Source organism: Paraburkholderia sp. GAS206C, assembly GCF_050435645.1.
Classification (GTDB): Bacteria; Pseudomonadota; Gammaproteobacteria; order Burkholderiales; family Burkholderiaceae; genus Paraburkholderia; species Paraburkholderia phenazinium_B.
Map to the genome: position 1 here is coordinate 292,082 of NZ_JBNDKR010000007.1, position 16,701 is coordinate 308,782.

At 61.4% G+C, this 16,701-nt stretch carries 15 protein-coding genes and 1 pseudogene; 11 read left to right on the forward strand and 5 right to left on the reverse strand.

From position 1 onward, the window contains the following. Positions 1-25: 25 nt before the first annotated feature. Positions 26-508, forward strand: a complete 483-nt coding sequence (locus P3T20_RS21055; RefSeq protein WP_074265886.1) for an SET domain-containing protein — start codon at positions 26-28, stop codon at positions 506-508. A 71-nt stretch (positions 509-579) separates the two neighbouring features. Here the strand turns inward: P3T20_RS21055 and P3T20_RS21060 are convergent. Then, a pseudogene (locus P3T20_RS21060) lies at positions 580-2,071 on the reverse strand (sensor histidine kinase N-terminal domain-containing protein); the annotation flags it as partial. Between the two features lie 152 nt (positions 2,072-2,223). After that, complete coding sequence (locus P3T20_RS21065; RefSeq protein WP_074262960.1) at positions 2,224-2,910, reverse strand: response regulator transcription factor; 687 nt, start codon at positions 2,908-2,910, stop codon at positions 2,224-2,226. 121 nt (positions 2,911-3,031) lie between these two features. Here P3T20_RS21065 and P3T20_RS21070 point away from each other — a divergent pair, with 121 nt between their 5' ends. Continuing rightward, positions 3,032-3,256, forward strand: coding sequence for a DUF3717 domain-containing protein (locus P3T20_RS21070; RefSeq protein ID WP_074262959.1), 225 nt, complete (start codon positions 3,032-3,034; stop codon positions 3,254-3,256). An 86-nt stretch (positions 3,257-3,342) separates the two neighbouring features. Here P3T20_RS21070 and P3T20_RS21075 read toward each other — a convergent pair whose 3' ends face one another. After that, positions 3,343-3,642: a 4a-hydroxytetrahydrobiopterin dehydratase gene (locus tag P3T20_RS21075; RefSeq protein WP_074262958.1), complete on the reverse strand. Its 300-nt coding sequence runs from the start codon at positions 3,640-3,642 to the stop codon at positions 3,343-3,345. Between the two features lie 340 nt (positions 3,643-3,982). Between P3T20_RS21075 and P3T20_RS21080 the strand changes: the two genes are divergently transcribed. Further along, a complete protein-coding gene (locus P3T20_RS21080) occupies positions 3,983-4,492 on the forward strand; it encodes an Lrp/AsnC family transcriptional regulator (protein ID WP_074265885.1) in 510 nt (169 codons plus the stop codon). A 33-nt stretch (positions 4,493-4,525) separates the two neighbouring features. On the opposite strand, the gene P3T20_RS21085 is transcribed toward P3T20_RS21080, so the two are convergent. Beyond that, a complete protein-coding gene (locus tag P3T20_RS21085) occupies positions 4,526-5,062 on the reverse strand; it encodes a class IV adenylate cyclase (RefSeq protein ID WP_074262957.1) in 537 nt (178 codons plus the stop codon). Positions 5,063-5,288: 226 nt separating this feature from the next. After that, positions 5,289-6,188, reverse strand: coding sequence for a LysR family transcriptional regulator (locus P3T20_RS21090; RefSeq protein ID WP_429287698.1), 900 nt, complete (start codon positions 6,186-6,188; stop codon positions 5,289-5,291). 722 nt (positions 6,189-6,910) lie between these two features. On the opposite strand from P3T20_RS21090, the gene P3T20_RS21095 reads away from it, so the two are divergent. The 8 genes from P3T20_RS21095 (at position 6,911) to P3T20_RS21130 (ending at position 16,701) form a co-directional block, all read left to right on the forward strand. Next, a complete protein-coding gene (locus tag P3T20_RS21095; protein WP_429287699.1) occupies positions 6,911-8,617 on the forward strand; it encodes a GMC family oxidoreductase in 1,707 nt (568 codons plus the stop codon). 219 nt (positions 8,618-8,836) lie between these two features. Next, positions 8,837-9,616, forward strand: coding sequence for an ABC transporter ATP-binding protein (locus P3T20_RS21100; protein WP_429287700.1), 780 nt, complete (start codon positions 8,837-8,839; stop codon positions 9,614-9,616). Next, positions 9,613-10,371 (forward strand): ABC transporter ATP-binding protein, encoded by a 759-nt coding sequence (locus P3T20_RS21105; RefSeq protein ID WP_074262953.1) that lies wholly within the window; start codon positions 9,613-9,615, stop codon positions 10,369-10,371. Before P3T20_RS21100 ends, P3T20_RS21105 begins: the two co-directional genes overlap by 4 nt. A gap of 56 nt (positions 10,372-10,427) precedes the next feature. Then, positions 10,428-11,642, forward strand: a complete 1,215-nt coding sequence (locus P3T20_RS21110) for an ABC transporter substrate-binding protein (protein ID WP_429287701.1) — start codon at positions 10,428-10,430, stop codon at positions 11,640-11,642. Between the two features lie 153 nt (positions 11,643-11,795). Continuing rightward, positions 11,796-12,680, forward strand: a complete 885-nt coding sequence (locus tag P3T20_RS21115; RefSeq protein WP_074262951.1) for a branched-chain amino acid ABC transporter permease — start codon at positions 11,796-11,798, stop codon at positions 12,678-12,680. Next, a complete protein-coding gene (locus P3T20_RS21120) occupies positions 12,680-13,651 on the forward strand; it encodes a branched-chain amino acid ABC transporter permease (protein ID WP_429287702.1) in 972 nt (323 codons plus the stop codon). The genes P3T20_RS21115 and P3T20_RS21120 overlap by 1 nt, the downstream gene beginning before the upstream one ends. Before the next feature lie 788 nt (positions 13,652-14,439). Then, a complete protein-coding gene (locus P3T20_RS21125) occupies positions 14,440-15,600 on the forward strand; it encodes an ABC transporter substrate-binding protein (protein WP_429287703.1) in 1,161 nt (386 codons plus the stop codon). Between the two features lie 45 nt (positions 15,601-15,645). Then, a complete protein-coding gene (locus tag P3T20_RS21130; RefSeq protein WP_429287704.1) occupies positions 15,646-16,701 on the forward strand; it encodes a branched-chain amino acid ABC transporter permease in 1,056 nt (351 codons plus the stop codon).

Sequence of the window (16,701 nt, forward strand, 5' to 3'; positions counted from 1 at the left end):
CAAGTTCTTCACAAGGATTCATTCAATGAGTTCACGCAGGATCGCCGTGCGCCGTTCTGGAGTGCATGGCAAAGGCGTGTTTGCGGTCGAACCGATTGCGGCCGGCGAGCGCCTGATCGAATACAAGGGCGAGCGGATCTCGTGGAAAGAAGCTTTGCGACGTCATCCACACAATCCGAAAGAGCCGAACCATACGTTTTACTTCGCGCTGGATGGCGGGGGCGTCATCGACGGCAAGGTGGACGGCAATAGCGCGCGCTGGATCAACCACTCGTGCGCGCCGAACTGCGAAGCCGAAGAAATCGACGGGCACGTGTACGTTCACGCGCTGCGCGACATCGAGGCCGACGAAGAACTGTTCTACGACTACGGCCTCGTGATCGACGCACGTCAGACCAAGAAGCTGCAGAAGGAGTACGAGTGCCGGTGCGGCGCGCGCAAATGCCGTGGCACCATGCTGGCGCCGCCGGAAAAGAGCGACAAGAAGGGCAAGAAAAAGAAGAAGTAATGCCCGCGTACAGCCTTTGGATGGCCGGCCATGGCGCGACCATCCAGGGCGAGAAAACTACTGCGAAATAACAGATCGATCGGCGCCTGGTGCGCCGATTTTTTTGGTGCGCCGGTTCTCGGTGTCGCGCACTGCTTCGGCGCGAATGAGCGGAATCCGCACGATAAAGCGGGCCCCGCCTTCTGGTGCATCCTCGTAATGCACGCTGCCGTGATGCAGCACCATGATGTCGTGAACGATGGCGAGGCCAAGGCCCGCGCCGCTATCGACACCATTTTCGCTCTGGCCGTCGCCGCGGAAAAACCGTTTGAAGAGATCAGCCTGCTGCACCAGCGGCACACCAGGCCCGTTATCTTCGACGACGATCTCAGCCATCCGCACATCGCCGACGGTGCTCTGCGAGACGGTGACCGTGATACGCCCGCCGTCGAAGCGCGAGGGCGGCACATACTTCAGCGCGTTGTCGAGCAGGTTGGCAATCACCTCATGCAGTAGCACCGGGTTGCCGCGCGCGATCAGCGGGCGATCGTTGGCGGGGTCGTCCAGACGCTGGAAACCGAGGTCGACGTGCACGGCGAGCGCACGCGGCACCCATTCGGCACCGGTGTCGAAGGCGAGCGCCGCCATGTCGACGTTGACGAAGCGCGCGGCCTGCTCGCCAGGCTCGGCGCGCGCCAGCGATAACAACTGGTTCGACAGACGCACCGCACGGTCCGCAGCGGCGCGCAGTTCACGCACGGCCGCCAACGTGTGTTGCGGATCGCGGGCGATGGCCGCCTGTTCCGCATGCAATTTGACGGCGGTAAGCGGCGTGCGCAGCTGATGTGCTGCGTCAGCGATGAACTTGCGCTGGGCGTCGAGTGCGGATTTCAGGCGGTCGAGCAGCGCGTTCAGCGCACCCGTCAGCGGACGGATTTCGACCGGCACGTAGGTTTCGTCAACCGGCTCGAGCGACGTGTGGGTCTGCCGGTTCAGCGAGTCGGCCAGATCGGTGAGCGGGTTGAGCTGCTGGTTCACCACGCGCCATACGATTACCCAGCCGGCGAGCAGCAGCAGCAGCAACGGCATCATGATGGCAACCAGGAATTCGGCGGCGATCTCGATGCGGTGCTCGACCGGCTGCCCCACCTCGATGACGATCGGGTTGCCCGTTGGCTGATCGACGCGTACCTGCGCAACCCGCATCGTGACGCCTTGATACTGCGTTTCGAACACGTAGGCGTAGTGCATGATGCGCACGCTTTTGCCCTGCAGCGGCAGTTTGGCATCGCCGGCGATTTCAGTGTCGCCGTCGCTGATCCGGTAGATCAGGTGCTCGATCGGATCGGAGAACATGGCTTGGGCGAGCGGCGGCACCGTCGCCTTCGCATTCGGGCCAGCAATCTGGATTTGTCTGGAGATGGCCGTGGCGAGGTCCGCCAGCGACCGGTCGACCACGTGCTGCGTGTACTGCCACGCGAGCCAGTAAGCGATCAGGCCGCTCATCAGAGCGAGCAGGGAGAGGGGAGCGGCAAGGCGGCGCAGCAGCGTGCGACGCAGGCTATTCGCGGCCGGGTGGGGCATGGTCGAACGCGATAAAAGAGGCCGAGCGGCACGTGAGCCGCTGAAAGCCGCTGGGCAACGGCGAACCGCGCATCCTCGCGATGGATGCGCCATGCCGGCCCAGCGCCGTCAGGTCATCGGGCCGCGATGGCGACCCTGGACCTTCATGGCCATTATGCGGCCTGACGGATTTCCTGCAACAGGTAGCCGAAGCCACGCACCGTGACGATTTCGACACGGCAGTTTTCGAGCTTTTTGCGCACACGGTGCACGTAGACTTCGATCGCGGTGTCGCCGAGATCGCCGCCGAAGTGCGTCAGGTGATCCTGCAGCTGCGCTTTGCTGACCACGCGGCCATGACGCAGCAGCAGCATTTCGAGCACCGCGAATTCGCGCGGCGACAGTTCGAGCGGCTTGTCGTCGTTGAAGATGCGGCGGTCGACGCCCGACAGCCGCACGCCGCCCAATGAAACTTCCGGACGCGGCATGTCGCCGTGCGGACCGCTGCGGCGCATCACGGCACGGATGCGCGCTTCGAGCTCGGCCGGTTCAAACGGTTTCAGCATGTAGTCGTCGGCGCCGGAATTCAGGCCCTGGACGCGGTCGTTCAGTTCGTCGCGCGCGGTCAGCACGATCACCGGCGTATGCCGGTTGCTCTGGCGAAAACGCGAGAGCAACGTCATGCCGTCGATGCCGGGCAAGCCGAGATCGAGGATCACGAGCTCGTGACGGTTTTGCGTGAGGGCCTGTTCGGCGAAAATGCCGTCGTGGACCATGTCGACCGTGAAGCCGGCTTGTTCGAGACTGCTTTGGATGCCGCGTGCGATGGGGCGGTCATCTTCGATCAGAAGGAGTCGCATGGGTTTCGCTCAAGTACAATGGGTTTAGGCGTTCGGGCACGCGGTTCGCCGGGGCGCCTGCTGCACAGGGTGCCTGGCGGCGTCGCCGTACCTGCGCGTCCATCGAGCGATCACGAGAGTCATGTCCGATATAACGATCCACGAACTGGAAGCCGCGATCAACTTCTGGCGCGCCCGCTCACCTTCGAGCGGCGACGAACTCGTTCTGTGCAAGGAGGCAAGCGCGCTCTCCAAGCCGTATGCGCTGATGATTGTACAGCGTCGGAACGCGCTACCACCGGAAGGTTTGGATGAGACCGCGAGGGAAGCATGGAATTCTTACGTTCGCCTTAAGAATGGCCTGTAGAAGTGAAGGTTTGCGCGTCTGAATGCCTGCAAAGCGCTTTCATCGTACTGCAAACGCACTTTTATGCACGACATTCACCACCAGTTTTACTGTGCCCCTATGGCGATCTGATCGATAAAACGGGCCAGCAAAATGTCCCGTTCCGTTAGCCCATTCGCCTCATGCGTCGACAAGGTGATCTCCACCTTGTTATAGACGTTGAACCACTCCGGGTGGTGGTCCATTTCCTGGGCCTTGATTGCGACCCGCGTCATGAAACCGAACGCCTCGTTGAAATCGGCAAACTTGAGTTGTCGCTGGATCGCGTCGCGGCCGGCTACGGCTACCCAGCCGCGCAACTCGCCCAATTGCGTGGAACGCTCTTCGGAAGTGAGTTTGTGAATCATGAGGATACCTCCTGATCTGCAGTGGTGCGCCTGAGCGCAACCGTCTTGGCGGCCGGTAGCGCGCCCGCATCGGAGCGGCGCGCGTTGCGCGGACATTGGCCTATTTTTTCACGGATCAAGGCTCGGCGCAGGGCGATGCGTGTTTGAGCATGTGCGGAGGTGACGGCCGCGCAGGAGAGGTATGCTGGTCGGACTCGTTGCGACGGCTTCACGTGTCAGGCAGCTCAGACATTGCTATGCGCGGTGCGGTAAATGCTTATAGAGAGCGTGAACGAAGCATAGATTGAGTTATGTATGCAATAATCGTGCGTTAAACGATATATTGATGCGGGGAATCATCATGCTTGAACTTGATCACTTCGATCTCGCGTTGCTCGAGGTCTTGCAGCGCTTTGGACGGGCGACGCATCAGCAACTCGGCGAGCAGGTACCGCTGTCGCCGTCGCAGATTGGCCGGCGGTTGCAGCGTCTCGAGCAGCTGGGCGTGGTGGACGGCTATCGCGTGGTGCTGCGGCCCGAAAAGCTGGGCCTCGGAGTGACCGCGTTTACGAGTCTGAAGCTCAAGCATCACGGCGACTCGATCGTCGAACAGTTCCAGCAGCAGATTGATATGCTGCCCGAGGTGCTCGAGTGCCACGCGGTGGTCGGCGATGCGGATTATCTGCTGCGCATTGTTGCGCCCGATCTGAACGCGCTGTCGTCGTTTGTTATGAAGAAGCTGATGCGCGTGCCGGGGGTGGACAGTGTGCGCTCGAATATCGTGCTCACTACATTCAAGCGCAACGGGCCGTTGCCGTTGGGGCATCTGGCGCCGGGGGCCGCCGCCGGCCAGGCAGGCAGCGGGCGGTGACCCGCTGGGCGGTCCTGCTGGCCACCTGACGGACTATGCAACCTTGCGCGGCTCGCTATCCGGGCTGAGCAGATCCACATACGCGACGGCCACCAGATCCGACTCCGGCACCCCTAGCTTCGCAAACATCTCATGCGCTTCGGCGTGCCCGTCTTCCTCCTCGTCGTCCTGCGCGAGGAGCACTTCCAGCTCGACAAAGTCACCCAGACCGTCCACCCGGTCGAGGTGAATCCGCGTACGTCCGATCGTGTAGACGTGGCGTTCCTTGGTGACGATGCCACGTGTGGTCAATGCCGTGGCGAGCAGCGAGTGCATGGCTTCCGGATTGGTCACGGGGCTGCGCGTGTAGTACGAGGCCTTGGGGCCGTCGCGGTCGTCGCGCTGATAGAAGATCAGTTCAGCGGGCGTGCCGTCGTCGAACTGCCGCAGCTTGAGGCGGCCACGCGGCACATCGTAGAAGAAGTCCTGCTGGCGGAAGATCAGCGGAGCCTCGGGCGACAGTTCCGCGGCGCGTTCGCTGAGTTGATCGAAGTGCTGGGCGCGGGCTTTGATTTCGATGTTGCGGGCCATGTCAGGCTCCTGAGGAAGGATGGATTTTCGGCGGCTTCGGGTGGGACAGGATGAAGCGTGCCGTGAAGGACAAACTCGAACGAACTCAAAACAAAAGCGCTGCGCGGACAACGTGCGCGAACCCTGAATCTAGCAAAAAGCGCGTGACCGTGGCGTTACGTTGGCGGTGATTTGGGTGATTCATGTGATTCGCCGCCGCAAGCCTTCTCGCTGTCATGAGCCGGACTCATATCGCCCATTGCTGCTCGATGAGCTTGAGGGCGGCGGCGATGGCCGGATCGTCCTTGCGGGTGGCTAGCGTGACGAAGCTCAACTGGGTCGGCACCGTTACACCCTCGACGATGGTGAGCGCGTGCGCATGGGCCTCGGCGATGGCGGTTGCGTCGCGCACGAGGGTCAGGCCAACGCCGGATTTGACCAGATCGAGCATCGACGGCTCCTGATCGACCTCAGCCACCTTAACAGGCTTGACGCCGGCCTCGGCAAAGCGGCGCGACAGAAGCCGGTGATGGGCGGACGCGGGCGGCGTCCAGATCCATGGCAGGACGGCGAGCGCGCGCCAGTCGCGCGCCCCTTTAACGCGGTCTTTCCAGCCGGCGGGCGCGAGCACGCGGTACTGGAAGTGCGTCAGCGTGACGGCGTGGAAGATGGCGCTGTCACGCGTTTCGTCGTCCGATGGCTGGCCGATGTAGTAGCCGACATCGAGCTCGCCTGTACGGATCTGCTCGAGGACCCAGCCGGACATGCCATGGCGCAGCGCTGTTTCGATGTGTGGCCAGGTCTCGACGAGTTGTTTGAGGAAGCCGCCGAGGCGGAGGAATTCCGGATCGAGGATGGTACCAATGCGTAAGCGGCCGCGCACTTCGTGGCGTAATGAAGCGGCGGCGCGGTCTACGTCGCTGGCGGCGGTGAGGGCTCGTTCTGCGTGTGGGAGGAGCGCCTGGCCGTCGCGGGTTAATGATAGGCCGTGTGAGGTACGGGTAAACAATGTCAGGCCTAGCGTTTCCTGCAGGTGCTTGATCTGTAGGCTGACGGCTGGTTGGGTTAGGTGTAGTTGCACCGCGGCGCGGGTGAGGTTGCCCTCGTGGGCGACAGTGACGAATGCTCGTAGCAGGGTTAGGTCCATCTGCTGATATTAGCGCGGCTTATACGGCAGTTGAGCATTACTCATTAGATTTTGGTCGGGGTGGGGCTTACGCTTTGGGTTTTGTTGTTGCCTGTGCGGCGCTGGTCCGTGTTCCTGCGGTGTTGGCCTTTCCTTGCTTTGTTAGTGGTTTATTAGCTTCGCTCCCGTGCGCTCACCCTTCGTGACAAAGGACTCATTCATCCCGCCCGCGCGCAGCGCGGCGGATGGGTCCTCGAGGGTGGGGTGCGAGCGTCGACTTGCAAGGCAATGCGGAAAGTGTTTGGATACCTAAGTATGACGTTACACGATAAGCGAATGGACAAGGAATTGTGCAGCGACGGCGGGGTGCGAAACGGATACGCGCGCACACGTCCCCTGCTTTCCTCGGCAGACCCATCCGCGACGCACGTAGTGCGGAGTGGGGTGGATGAGTCCTTTGTCACGAAGGGTGAGCGCGCGGGGGCTCATTTCGTGCGCGGACCACTCCGTGCTCACACGAGTGGTGGACACCTACGAGCTAGCGGTTGCAAGCCCGCTTTCTTTGCTTACTTTCTTTGCGGCGGCAAAGAAAGTAAGTGCCGCCCCGCACAGGGGCGAAGCTAATAGACCACTAACAAAGCAAGGAAAGGCCAACACCACAGTAACACCAACGAACCAAGGCGCCGCAGGCAAAAACAAACCACGCCAAGCAGACAAAAAAGCAGCAATACGGAGACAAAGCGATGACCACAACCCAACAGAGCGCTACCCGAACGCAGGAGGGCGAATACGACTACATAATAGTAGGCGCCGGCACAGCCGGCTGCGTGCTAGCAAACCGCCTGAGCGAAGACCCAGAAATATCAGTACTTCTACTGGAAGCCGGCGGCAAGGACGACTACCACTGGATCCACGTCCCGGTAGGGTACCTGTACTGCATCGGCAACCCCCGCACCGACTGGCTCTACAAAACACGAGAAGAACCAGGCCTGAACGGCCGCGCCCTCTCATACCCACGCGGCAGAGTCCTGGGCGGTAGCTCCTCAATAAACGGCATGATCTATATGCGCGGCCAGCGCGAAGACTACGATGAATGGGCCCGCGTCACCAATGACCCCTCATGGTCCTGGAACAACGTCCTCCCCATCTTCAGACGCAGCGAAGACTACTACGGCGGCGCTAACGAATCGCACGGCTCCGGTGGCCCGTGGCGCGTCGAAAAACAACGCCTCAAGTGGAAAATCCTCGAAACGTTCTCGCAAGCCGCGCAGCAAGCCGGTCTCCCTGCCACCGATGACTTCAATCGCGGTGACAACACCGGCGTCGGCTATTTCGACGTGAACCAGAAGCGCGGTGTTCGCTGGAACGCTTCGAAAGCCTTTCTGCGGCCCGCGCTGAAGCGCCCGAATCTCACCATCATTACGGGTGCGCTCACGCAACGCGTCGTCTTCGATGGGCGTCGCTGCACCGGCGTCGAATATCGCGGCAATAACACCGATTATTTCGCCAAGGCCCGTTGTGAAGTCATCCTCAGTTCAGGCGCGGTCAACTCGCCGCAATTGCTCGAGCTCTCCGGTATCGGTAATGGCGTACGTCTGCAAAACCTCGGCATCGACGTCGTCCATGACCTGCGCGGTGTAGGTGAGAATCTCCAGGATCATCTGCAATTGCGGATGGCCTACAAGGTCGATGGCGTGCGCACCCTCAACACCGCCTCCGCGCACTGGTGGGGCAAGCTCATGATTGGTCTGGAGTACGCGCTGTTTCAGAGCGGCCCCATGGCAATGGCGCCGTCCCAACTCGGCGCCTTTGCGAAGTCGGACCCGGAGGACCGCTCGCTCACGCGGCCCGATCTCGAGTATCACGTGCAGCCGCTCTCGCTCGATCGCTTCGGTGAGCCTCTGCATCGCTTCAACGCGTTTACCGCCTCGGTGTGTCATTTGCGTCCCACCTCGCGCGGCAGTATTCATATCACCTCGCCCGAGGCCGATGCGCCGCCGCTGATCGCGCCCAATTACCTGTCCACGGATTACGACCGGCACGTTGCCGCCAATGCCGTGCGTCTCACGCGGCGTATCGCTGCGGCGCCCGCATTGGCCCCGTATCGGCCGCAGGAGATTCTTCCCGGCATTGAGTTTCAGACTGAAGAGGAACTGCGGCAGGCGGCCGGCAAGGTCGGTACGACGATCTTTCATCCGGTCGGCACCTGTCGCATGGGTAGCCCGGACGATCCCGCCGCCGTCGTCGACCAGCGTCTGCGCGTGATCGGAGTCGAGGGTTTGCGCGTAGTCGATGCCTCGGTAATGCCCACCATCACCTCGGGCAACACCAACTCGCCCACGCTGATGATCGCCGAGCGCGCGAGCGACATGATTCGCGAGGATCGTCGCGCACGCGCTGCAGGGCAGGCATTGCAGACAAATCCCACCACTTCGATGTCCATTGCGTGACAGGCAGGCGCGCAATTGCATACTAAGTGCAAATCCCGATGAATGCGGTGCATCATTGGCGCGACAATGACGCCATGCTGCGTCGCGCGCCATGGATTACCGTCCGCATTGGTGCACCACGCCAACGATCGGCACGGGGGTGTCGTCGCCATCAAAACGTCGCGCAGCCTTTGGCGCGGAAGATCGTAGTGCTTCGCCTTACTTCGCATGGAAGGGAACATGATTCTCGGCGATACGATTCTCGAAACGCGCGGGCTGACCAGGGAGTTCAAGGGCTTTGTCGCCGTCAACGGCGTCAACCTGCGCGTACGCCGTGGCTCGATTCATGCGCTGATCGGTCCGAACGGTGCCGGCAAAACCACCTGTTTTAATCTGCTGACCAAATTTCTCGTGCCCACTGCCGGGCAGATCGTCTACAACGGCGTCGATATCACGCGCGAACGGCCCGCACAGATCGCCCGGCGCGGCATCATCCGCTCGTTTCAGATTTCCGCTGTGTTTCCGCATCTGACGGCATTGCAGAACGTGCGCATCGGCCTGCAGCGTGCCCTGGGCACTGCGTTTCATTTCTGGAAAGGCGAGCGTTCGCTGCATCAACTCGATGATCGCGCCATGGATCTGCTGACCCAGGTCGGTTTGACCGATTTCGCCGATGTGCTGACGGTCGAGTTGTCCTATGGACGCAAACGCGCCCTCGAAATCGCCACCACGCTCGCCATGGAGCCCGAACTGATGCTACTCGACGAACCCACGCAGGGCATGGGTCACGAAGACGTCGATCGCGTCACGGCGTTGATCAAAAAGGTGTCGAGCGGCCGCACCATTCTGATGGTCGAACACAACATGAATGTGATTGCCGGCATCTCCGATACGATCACCGTCCTGCAGCGCGGCGAGGTGCTCGCCGAAGGCACGTACGCTGAAGTATCCAGGAGTCCGCTGGTCATGCAGGCCTATATGGGCAGCGCCGACGCTGCGCTCGCCGGAGCGCACGCATGAGCACGATTGCCGAGCGCGAGAATGTCGAAGTCAGCGAGCTCGCCGTTGCGGAGCCCGCGCTGGAGATAGCGGGCTTGCAGGCCTGGTATGGTGAATCTCATATATTGCATGGCGTCGATCTGACGGTGAACCGCGGCGAAGTGGTGACGCTGCTGGGCCGCAACGGCGCCGGACGCACGACCACGCTGCGCGCGATCATGGGACTCACGGGCCGCCGTACCGGCTCGATACGCGTCGGCGGTCGTGAAACGATCGATATGCCGACCCATCGCATCGCGCACTGCGCCATTGGCTATTGTCCGGAGGAACGCGGCATCTTTTCGAGCCTCTCCTGTGAGGAGAACCTACTGCTGCCTCCGATGGTCGGCGATGCCGCGCACGTGATGTCGCTCGACGAAATCTACGCGATGTTTCCAAACCTGCACGAACGCCGGATGAGCCAGGGCACGCGGCTCTCAGGCGGCGAGCAGCAGATGCTCGCCGTAGCCCGCATCCTGCGCACGGGCGCGAGCTTGCTGCTGCTCGACGAAATCTCCGAGGGTCTTGCACCGGTCATCGTGCAGGCGCTCGCGCGCATGATCGTGACGCTCAAGGCGCGCGGCTACACGATCGTGATGGTCGAACAGAATTTCCGTTTTGCTGCGCCACTCGCCGACCGCTTCTATGTGATGGAGCATGGCGGCATCGTCGAGCACTTCGGGGCGGGTGAACTCGAAAGCAAGATGCCGGCGCTGCACGATCTGCTGGGCGTATAAACGATAAGCGCCCGATTGCCTCTGATAACCACAAGCAAGGAAACAAGGAGACACCAATGAAAATGAAAACCCTCGCGCGACTTTCGGCGTTCTGCTTTGCTGCTGCGGCCAGCGCCGCAGTAATGATGGGAGGCGCGCGAGCTGCCGACGACACGGTCAAGATCGGCTATATCACTGACATGTCCGGCCTCTATGCCGATATCGACGGCCCGGGCGGCCTCGAAGCGATCCGCATGGCGATCGCCGACTTCGGCGGCAAGGTCAACGGCAAGCCAATCGAACTGCTCTATGCGGATCACCAGAACAAGGCGGATATCGCCGCATCGCGGGCACGCGAATGGTTCGACCGCGATGGCGTCCAGATGCTGATCGGTGGCACGAACTCGGCGACCGGCCTCTCGATGAACCAGGTGGCGGGCGAAAAGCACAAGGTCTATATCAACGTCGGCGCTGGCGCGGACACCATGACCAACGAGCAATGCACGCCGTACACGATTCACTACGCGTACGACACGACGGCGCTCGCGAAAGGCACGGGCGCCGCGGTGACGAAGCAGGGTGGCAAGACGTGGTTCTTCCTGACGGCTGACTACGCGTTCGGCAAGGCGCTGGAGACGGCGACTGCGGCCGTGGTGAAGGCAAACGGCGGCCAGGTACTCGGCGACGTGCACCACCCGTTGTCGGCTTCGGATTTCTCGTCGTTCCTGTTGCAGGCGCAGGCATCGAAGGCGCAGGTGCTGGGCCTTGCCAACGCCGGTGGCGATACGGTCAACTCGATCAAGGCCGCGAAGGAGTTTGGCATCACGAAGACGATGAAGCTCGCGGCGCTGCTGATCTTTATCGACGATATCCATAGTCTCGGACTCGAGACGACTCAAGGTCTGGTGTTGACCGACTCCTGGTACTGGAACAAGGACGACACCACCCGCAAATGGGCTGAGCGTTACTTTGACAAGACCAGGAAGATGCCGTCGAGCCTGCAGGCCGCCGATTACTCGGCCGTCACGAACTATCTGAAGGCGGTGCAGGCGGTCGGGTCGACGGATCCGGACAAGATCATGGCCCAGTTGAAGAAGACCAAGATCGACGACTTCTACGCCAAGGGCTACATCCGTGAAGACGGCAGCATGATTCACGACATGTATCTGATGCAGGTGAAGACGCCGGCTGAATCGAAAGAACCGTGGGACTACTACAAGATCACGGCAACCATTCCGGGCGATCAGGCGTTCACGACCAAGGCGGAAACGCGCTGCGCGTTGTGGAAATAAGCTTCGGCTGAAACCCCGTTTGCCGGTCCTCTGCATGGACGGCAGACGGGTCGGTTCACGATGCTGCGCACAGGCTGTGTACGAGCTACGTGTCGCCGGAAACACGCGTAGCTCGATCTCACCTTGACGATAGGTTAAGGGCTAAGGGGTTCAATGGAAATCTTTGGCATTCCGCTCTCGGCGATGCTGAGCCAGTTGCTGCTCGGGCTTGTGAACGGCTCGTTCTACGCGATCCTGAGCCTGGGTCTTGCGATCATCTTCGGGCTGCTTAACGTGATCAACTTCGCGCACGGCGCGTTGTTCATGCTGGGCGCGATGCTGACGTGGATGGGGCTGTCGTATTTCAATCTGCCGTACTGGGTGATGCTGGTGCTCGCACCGCTGATCGTCGGCGCGTTCGGCATTCTGATCGAACGCTCGATGTTGCGCTGGCTGTACAAGCTCGACCATCTGTACGGCCTGTTGCTGACCTTTGGACTGACGCTGGTGGTGGAAGGCGTGTTCCGCTCCATCTATGGTTCTTCGGGCCAACCGTACGATGTGCCTGACGCGCTCTCCGGGGCGACCAATCTGGGCTTCATGTTCCTGCCGAATTATCGCGCCTGGGTTGTGCTCGCCTCGTTGGTGGTGTGCTTCGCTACGTGGTTCGTGATCGAAAAGACGCGCCTCGGTGCCTACCTGCGCGCCGGCACTGAGAACCCGAAACTGGTGGAGGCGTTCGGCGTCAATGTGCCGTTGATGATCACGCTCACCTACGGCTTCGGCGTGGCGCTCGCTGCATTTGCCGGCGTGCTCGCCGCACCTGTGATCCAGGTCTCGCCGCTGATGGGGCAGCCCATGATCATCACCGTGTTCGCGGTGGTGGTGATCGGCGGGATGGGTTCGATCATGGGCTCGATCCTCACCGGTTTGCTGCTCGGCGTGATCGAAGGGTTCACGCGCGTGTTCTACCCGGAAGCCTCGGCGACGGTCGTCTTCGTCATCATGGCGCTCGTTCTGCTGGTGCGCCCGGCGGGTCTTTTCGGCAAGGAAAAGTGATGCAAAGAAAAGCGCTCTACGGGCTGCTGCTGCTCGCGTTGATTGCCGTACCGTTCATCGGCGTCTATCCGTTGTTCGTGATGAAGGTGCTGTGCTTCGCGCTGTTCGCTGCGGCCTTTAACCTGCTGATCGGCTACACGGGCCTGTTGTCGTTCGGGCACGCCATGTTTCTGGGGATGGCCGGTTATACGACCGGCTACGCCATCCAGACCCTCGGTTATCCGCCGGAGGTGGGCGTGCTCGCTGGCACGGCGGCGGCGACACTGCTTGGGTTGGTCGTCGGGCTGTTTGCTATCCGCCGGCAGGGCATTTACTTCGCGATGGTGACGCTCGCACTCGCGCAGATGGTCTACTTCGTGTTTCTGCAGGCGCCGTTCACGCACGGCGAGGATGGCCTGCAGGGCGTGCCGCGCGGCAAGCTGTTTGGCTTGCTGAGCCTGTCGTCGGATATCACGCTTTACTATGTCATCCTGGTGGTGATGGTGCTGATGTTCCTGCTGATCGTACGCATCGTTCACTCGCCTTTCGGACAGGTGCTCATAGCGATCAAGGAGAACGAGCCGCGGGCTGTCTCGCTCGGCTACGACACGGATCGTTTCAAGCTGCTGGCCTTCGTGTTGTCGGCGGGGATTGCGGGACTGGCGGGATCGTTGAAGGTACTGGTGCTCGGTTTCGAAACCTTGAGCGACGCGTACTGGACCATGTCGGGTCTGGTGATTCTGATGACGCTGGTCGGCGGCATGGGCACCTTGTTCGGGCCGCTGCTCGGTGCGGCGCTGATCGTCGCGCTCGAGGACCGGCTTGGCGATATCGGCGGTGCGCTCGCATCGGCGACTGGGGTGCAGTGGTTCAATTCGCTGGGCGAGTCGGCGACCATTGTGACGGGCGTGATCTTTATCGCCTGCGTGCTGGCGTTTCGGCGTGGCATCGTCGGTGAGATCGTGGCGCGGGTTCGCCCGCTGCGCGCGTAACAGGCGTGCGATCGCGAGATGCTTCGGTGTCCGATGCAAATCGGTAAAAGAGGCAAAATCCCCTGCGCCGCGAGGGCTGCATCGCAATGTTTAAAATGTGCCCCAATACAGTGCTGCGATGCACCACTAGGGTAAATGCTAGTTGTCCGGATGGGGGCGGTTGTTTAATCTTCACGCAGTTCTGATGAACACCGAATTTGCAGGTGGAGAACGAGGAGACATGAGGCACTAAGTGCCCAGACGAAAGCGCTGTTGGATATTGATCCAACAGCGCTTTTTATTTGCGGTTTCGGAAATTCATTTACCCGTTTTGCGCATTTGTCCTACGCCTTGTCTGTGCGTTTTCTTGCGGCTTTTCTCATTCAGTTTTGCACATTTTCCGCTTGATCGAGTGGGCTGGTTCTGCCGCAGTTGGGTGTTTCGTCGCCGGGCTGATGCACGCGCAACGCTTGTCGCAAGCGGCTCGCGTCCTCTACACTCGTCATTCACCGCGCGTCGGGCTGGGATTCAGATTGGCCGGTTCCATTCGAGCGAGTTGCACGATCGAGCGCGGAGCAGGATGAATTCGGCATTGCGCGGAATGAATGCCGCGTTAAATTCTGCTATTGAACTAACGAGAGGGCGCGAGCAGTTACGCGCCTTTTTTGTCGCTCGCGCATAATCGCAGATCGTCGTAGGCGGGACCGGCAGAGAAAATAACGGCAGGCACGTTGGACCGGTCACAGATTCAGGCATTCGGCTGATAAACCGGATAACAAATGGGCGCGTCAAGCGTTCGGAGATTCGCAATGAAAAAAACGAAGCAGTGGGTAGGCGCGGCCATCGCGCTGGCGTTGGTATGCGGCGCGGGCACGGCCGTAGCGCAGGTGAAAATTGGCGTGACCCTGTCGACCACGGGGCCGGCCGCATCGCTCGGGATTCCTGAGAAGAACACCATCGCTTTACTGCCGCAGCAAATTGCCGGCAAGAGCGTGCAGTACATCGTGCTCGACGATGCGACCGACACCAGCAAGGCCGTGCAGAACACTCACAAGCTGATCGATGAAGATCACGTCGACGCAATTGTCGGTTCCACGGCGACGCCAAATTCGCTGGCGATGCTCGACGTGGTCTCGGCGGCCAAGACGCCGATGATCTCGCTGGCGGCTTCGGCGGAAATCATCGCGCCGATGGATGCAAAGCGCCAGTGGGCCTTCAAGACGCCGCAAAACGACAGCCTGATGGCCGACGCGCTTGCCGGCTATATGGAGAAGCACGGCGTGAAGACGGTGGGTTTCATCGGCTTCTCGGACGCGTATGGCGAGAGCTGGTACAACGTGTTTAGCACCGCCGCGGCCGCGCATCATCTGAAGGTCGTCGCCAATGAGCGCTACAACCGCACCGATGCAACCGTGACCGGCCAGGTGCTGAAGACGATGTCCGCCAATCCGGACGTCGTGCTGATCGCGGGCGCGGGCACGCCGTCGGCGCTACCGGCCAGGACGCTGAAAGAGCGTGGCTACAAGGGCACTATCTATCAGACCCACGGCGTTGCCAATAACGACTTCCTGCGCGTGTGCGGCAAGGATTGCGAAGGCGAACTGCTGCCAGCCGGTCCGATCCTGGTGGCCGATCAGTTGCCCGATTCGAACCCGGTGAAGCAGTCGTCCGAGGCATACAAAAATGCCTATGAAAAGGCCTACGGCGCGGGTTCGGTATCGACGTTCGGCGGCCATGCATGGGACGCCGGCCAGATGCTGCAGCGGGCGATTCCCGAAGCGCTGAAGAAGGGGCAGCCGGGCACTGAAGCGTTCCGTGTGGCGTTGCGCGATGCGCTGGCGAACATCAAGGAACTGCCGCTCGCGCACGGCATCATGAATACCACGGCGACCGATCACAACGGCCTCGACACGCGCGCGCGCGTGATCGTGGAGATTGTCGACGGCAAGTGGAAGCTGCAGAACGAGTGACGGGCTTCGCAGCATCCAGGTTTCGACGGTTCATGACGAGGACGTATGGATCTATCTATCGCGGCGATCCTGGCGCAGGACGGCATCACCACCGGGGCGATTTACGCGCTGCTCGCGCTCGCTCTGGTGTTGGTGTTCTCCGTCACGCGGGTCATCTTTATCCCACAGGGTGAGTTCGTTTCGTACGGCGCGCTGACGCTCGCCGCAGTGCAGTCGCAGAAGTTTCCCGCTACCTGCTGGCTGCTGATAGCGATGGGCGCGGCGTGTTTCGTGGTCGAGACGGCGGGCCTGGTGGGGCATCCGGAGCGGCGCGCCCATGTGATGCGCGCGCTGGCGATGCTTGTGGCGAAGTATCTGTTGTTCCCGGTCGCGGTGTACGCGGTGACGCACGAACTCTTCGCACAACCGCTGCCGATGCTCGCGCAGATTGCCCTGACGCTGCTGATCGTCATCCCGATGGGACCGTTCGTCTACCGGCTGGCTTTCGAGCCGATCGCCGAAGGCACGACACTGCTGTTGCTGATCGTTGCGGTCGCGGTGCACTTTGCGATGGTCGGGCTTGGGCTAGTGATGTTCGGCGCGGAGGGCTCGCGCACCAATGCTTTCTCGGATGCCACTTTCAACGTCGGCAGCCTGTCGGTCTCGGGACAGAGCTTGTGGGTGATCGGTGCGGCGCTGGTATTGATCGCGGCGCTTTATCTGTACTTCGACCGCTCCATCTCGGGGAAGGCCCTGCGGGCGACTTCCGTCAATCGCGTCGGCGCCCGGCTGGTCGGCATCGGCACGACCCAGGCCGGCAAGCTCGCGTTCACGCTCGCAGCAGGGCTCGGCGCGCTGTGCGGCGCCCTCGTTGCACCCCTGACCACCATCTACTACGACTCGGGCTTCCTGATCGGTCTGAAGGGCTTCGTGGGGGCCATCATCGGCGGACTGGTCAGCTACCCGCTCGCGGCGGCGGGCGCCGTGCTGGTGGGCCTGCTGGAGTCGTATTCGTCGTTCTGGGCGAGTGCCTATAAAGAAGTCATCGTGTTCACACTGATCATCCCGGTGCTGCTGTGGCGCAGTTTCGCCAGCCCGCACGCGGAAGAGGACGAGGAGTGA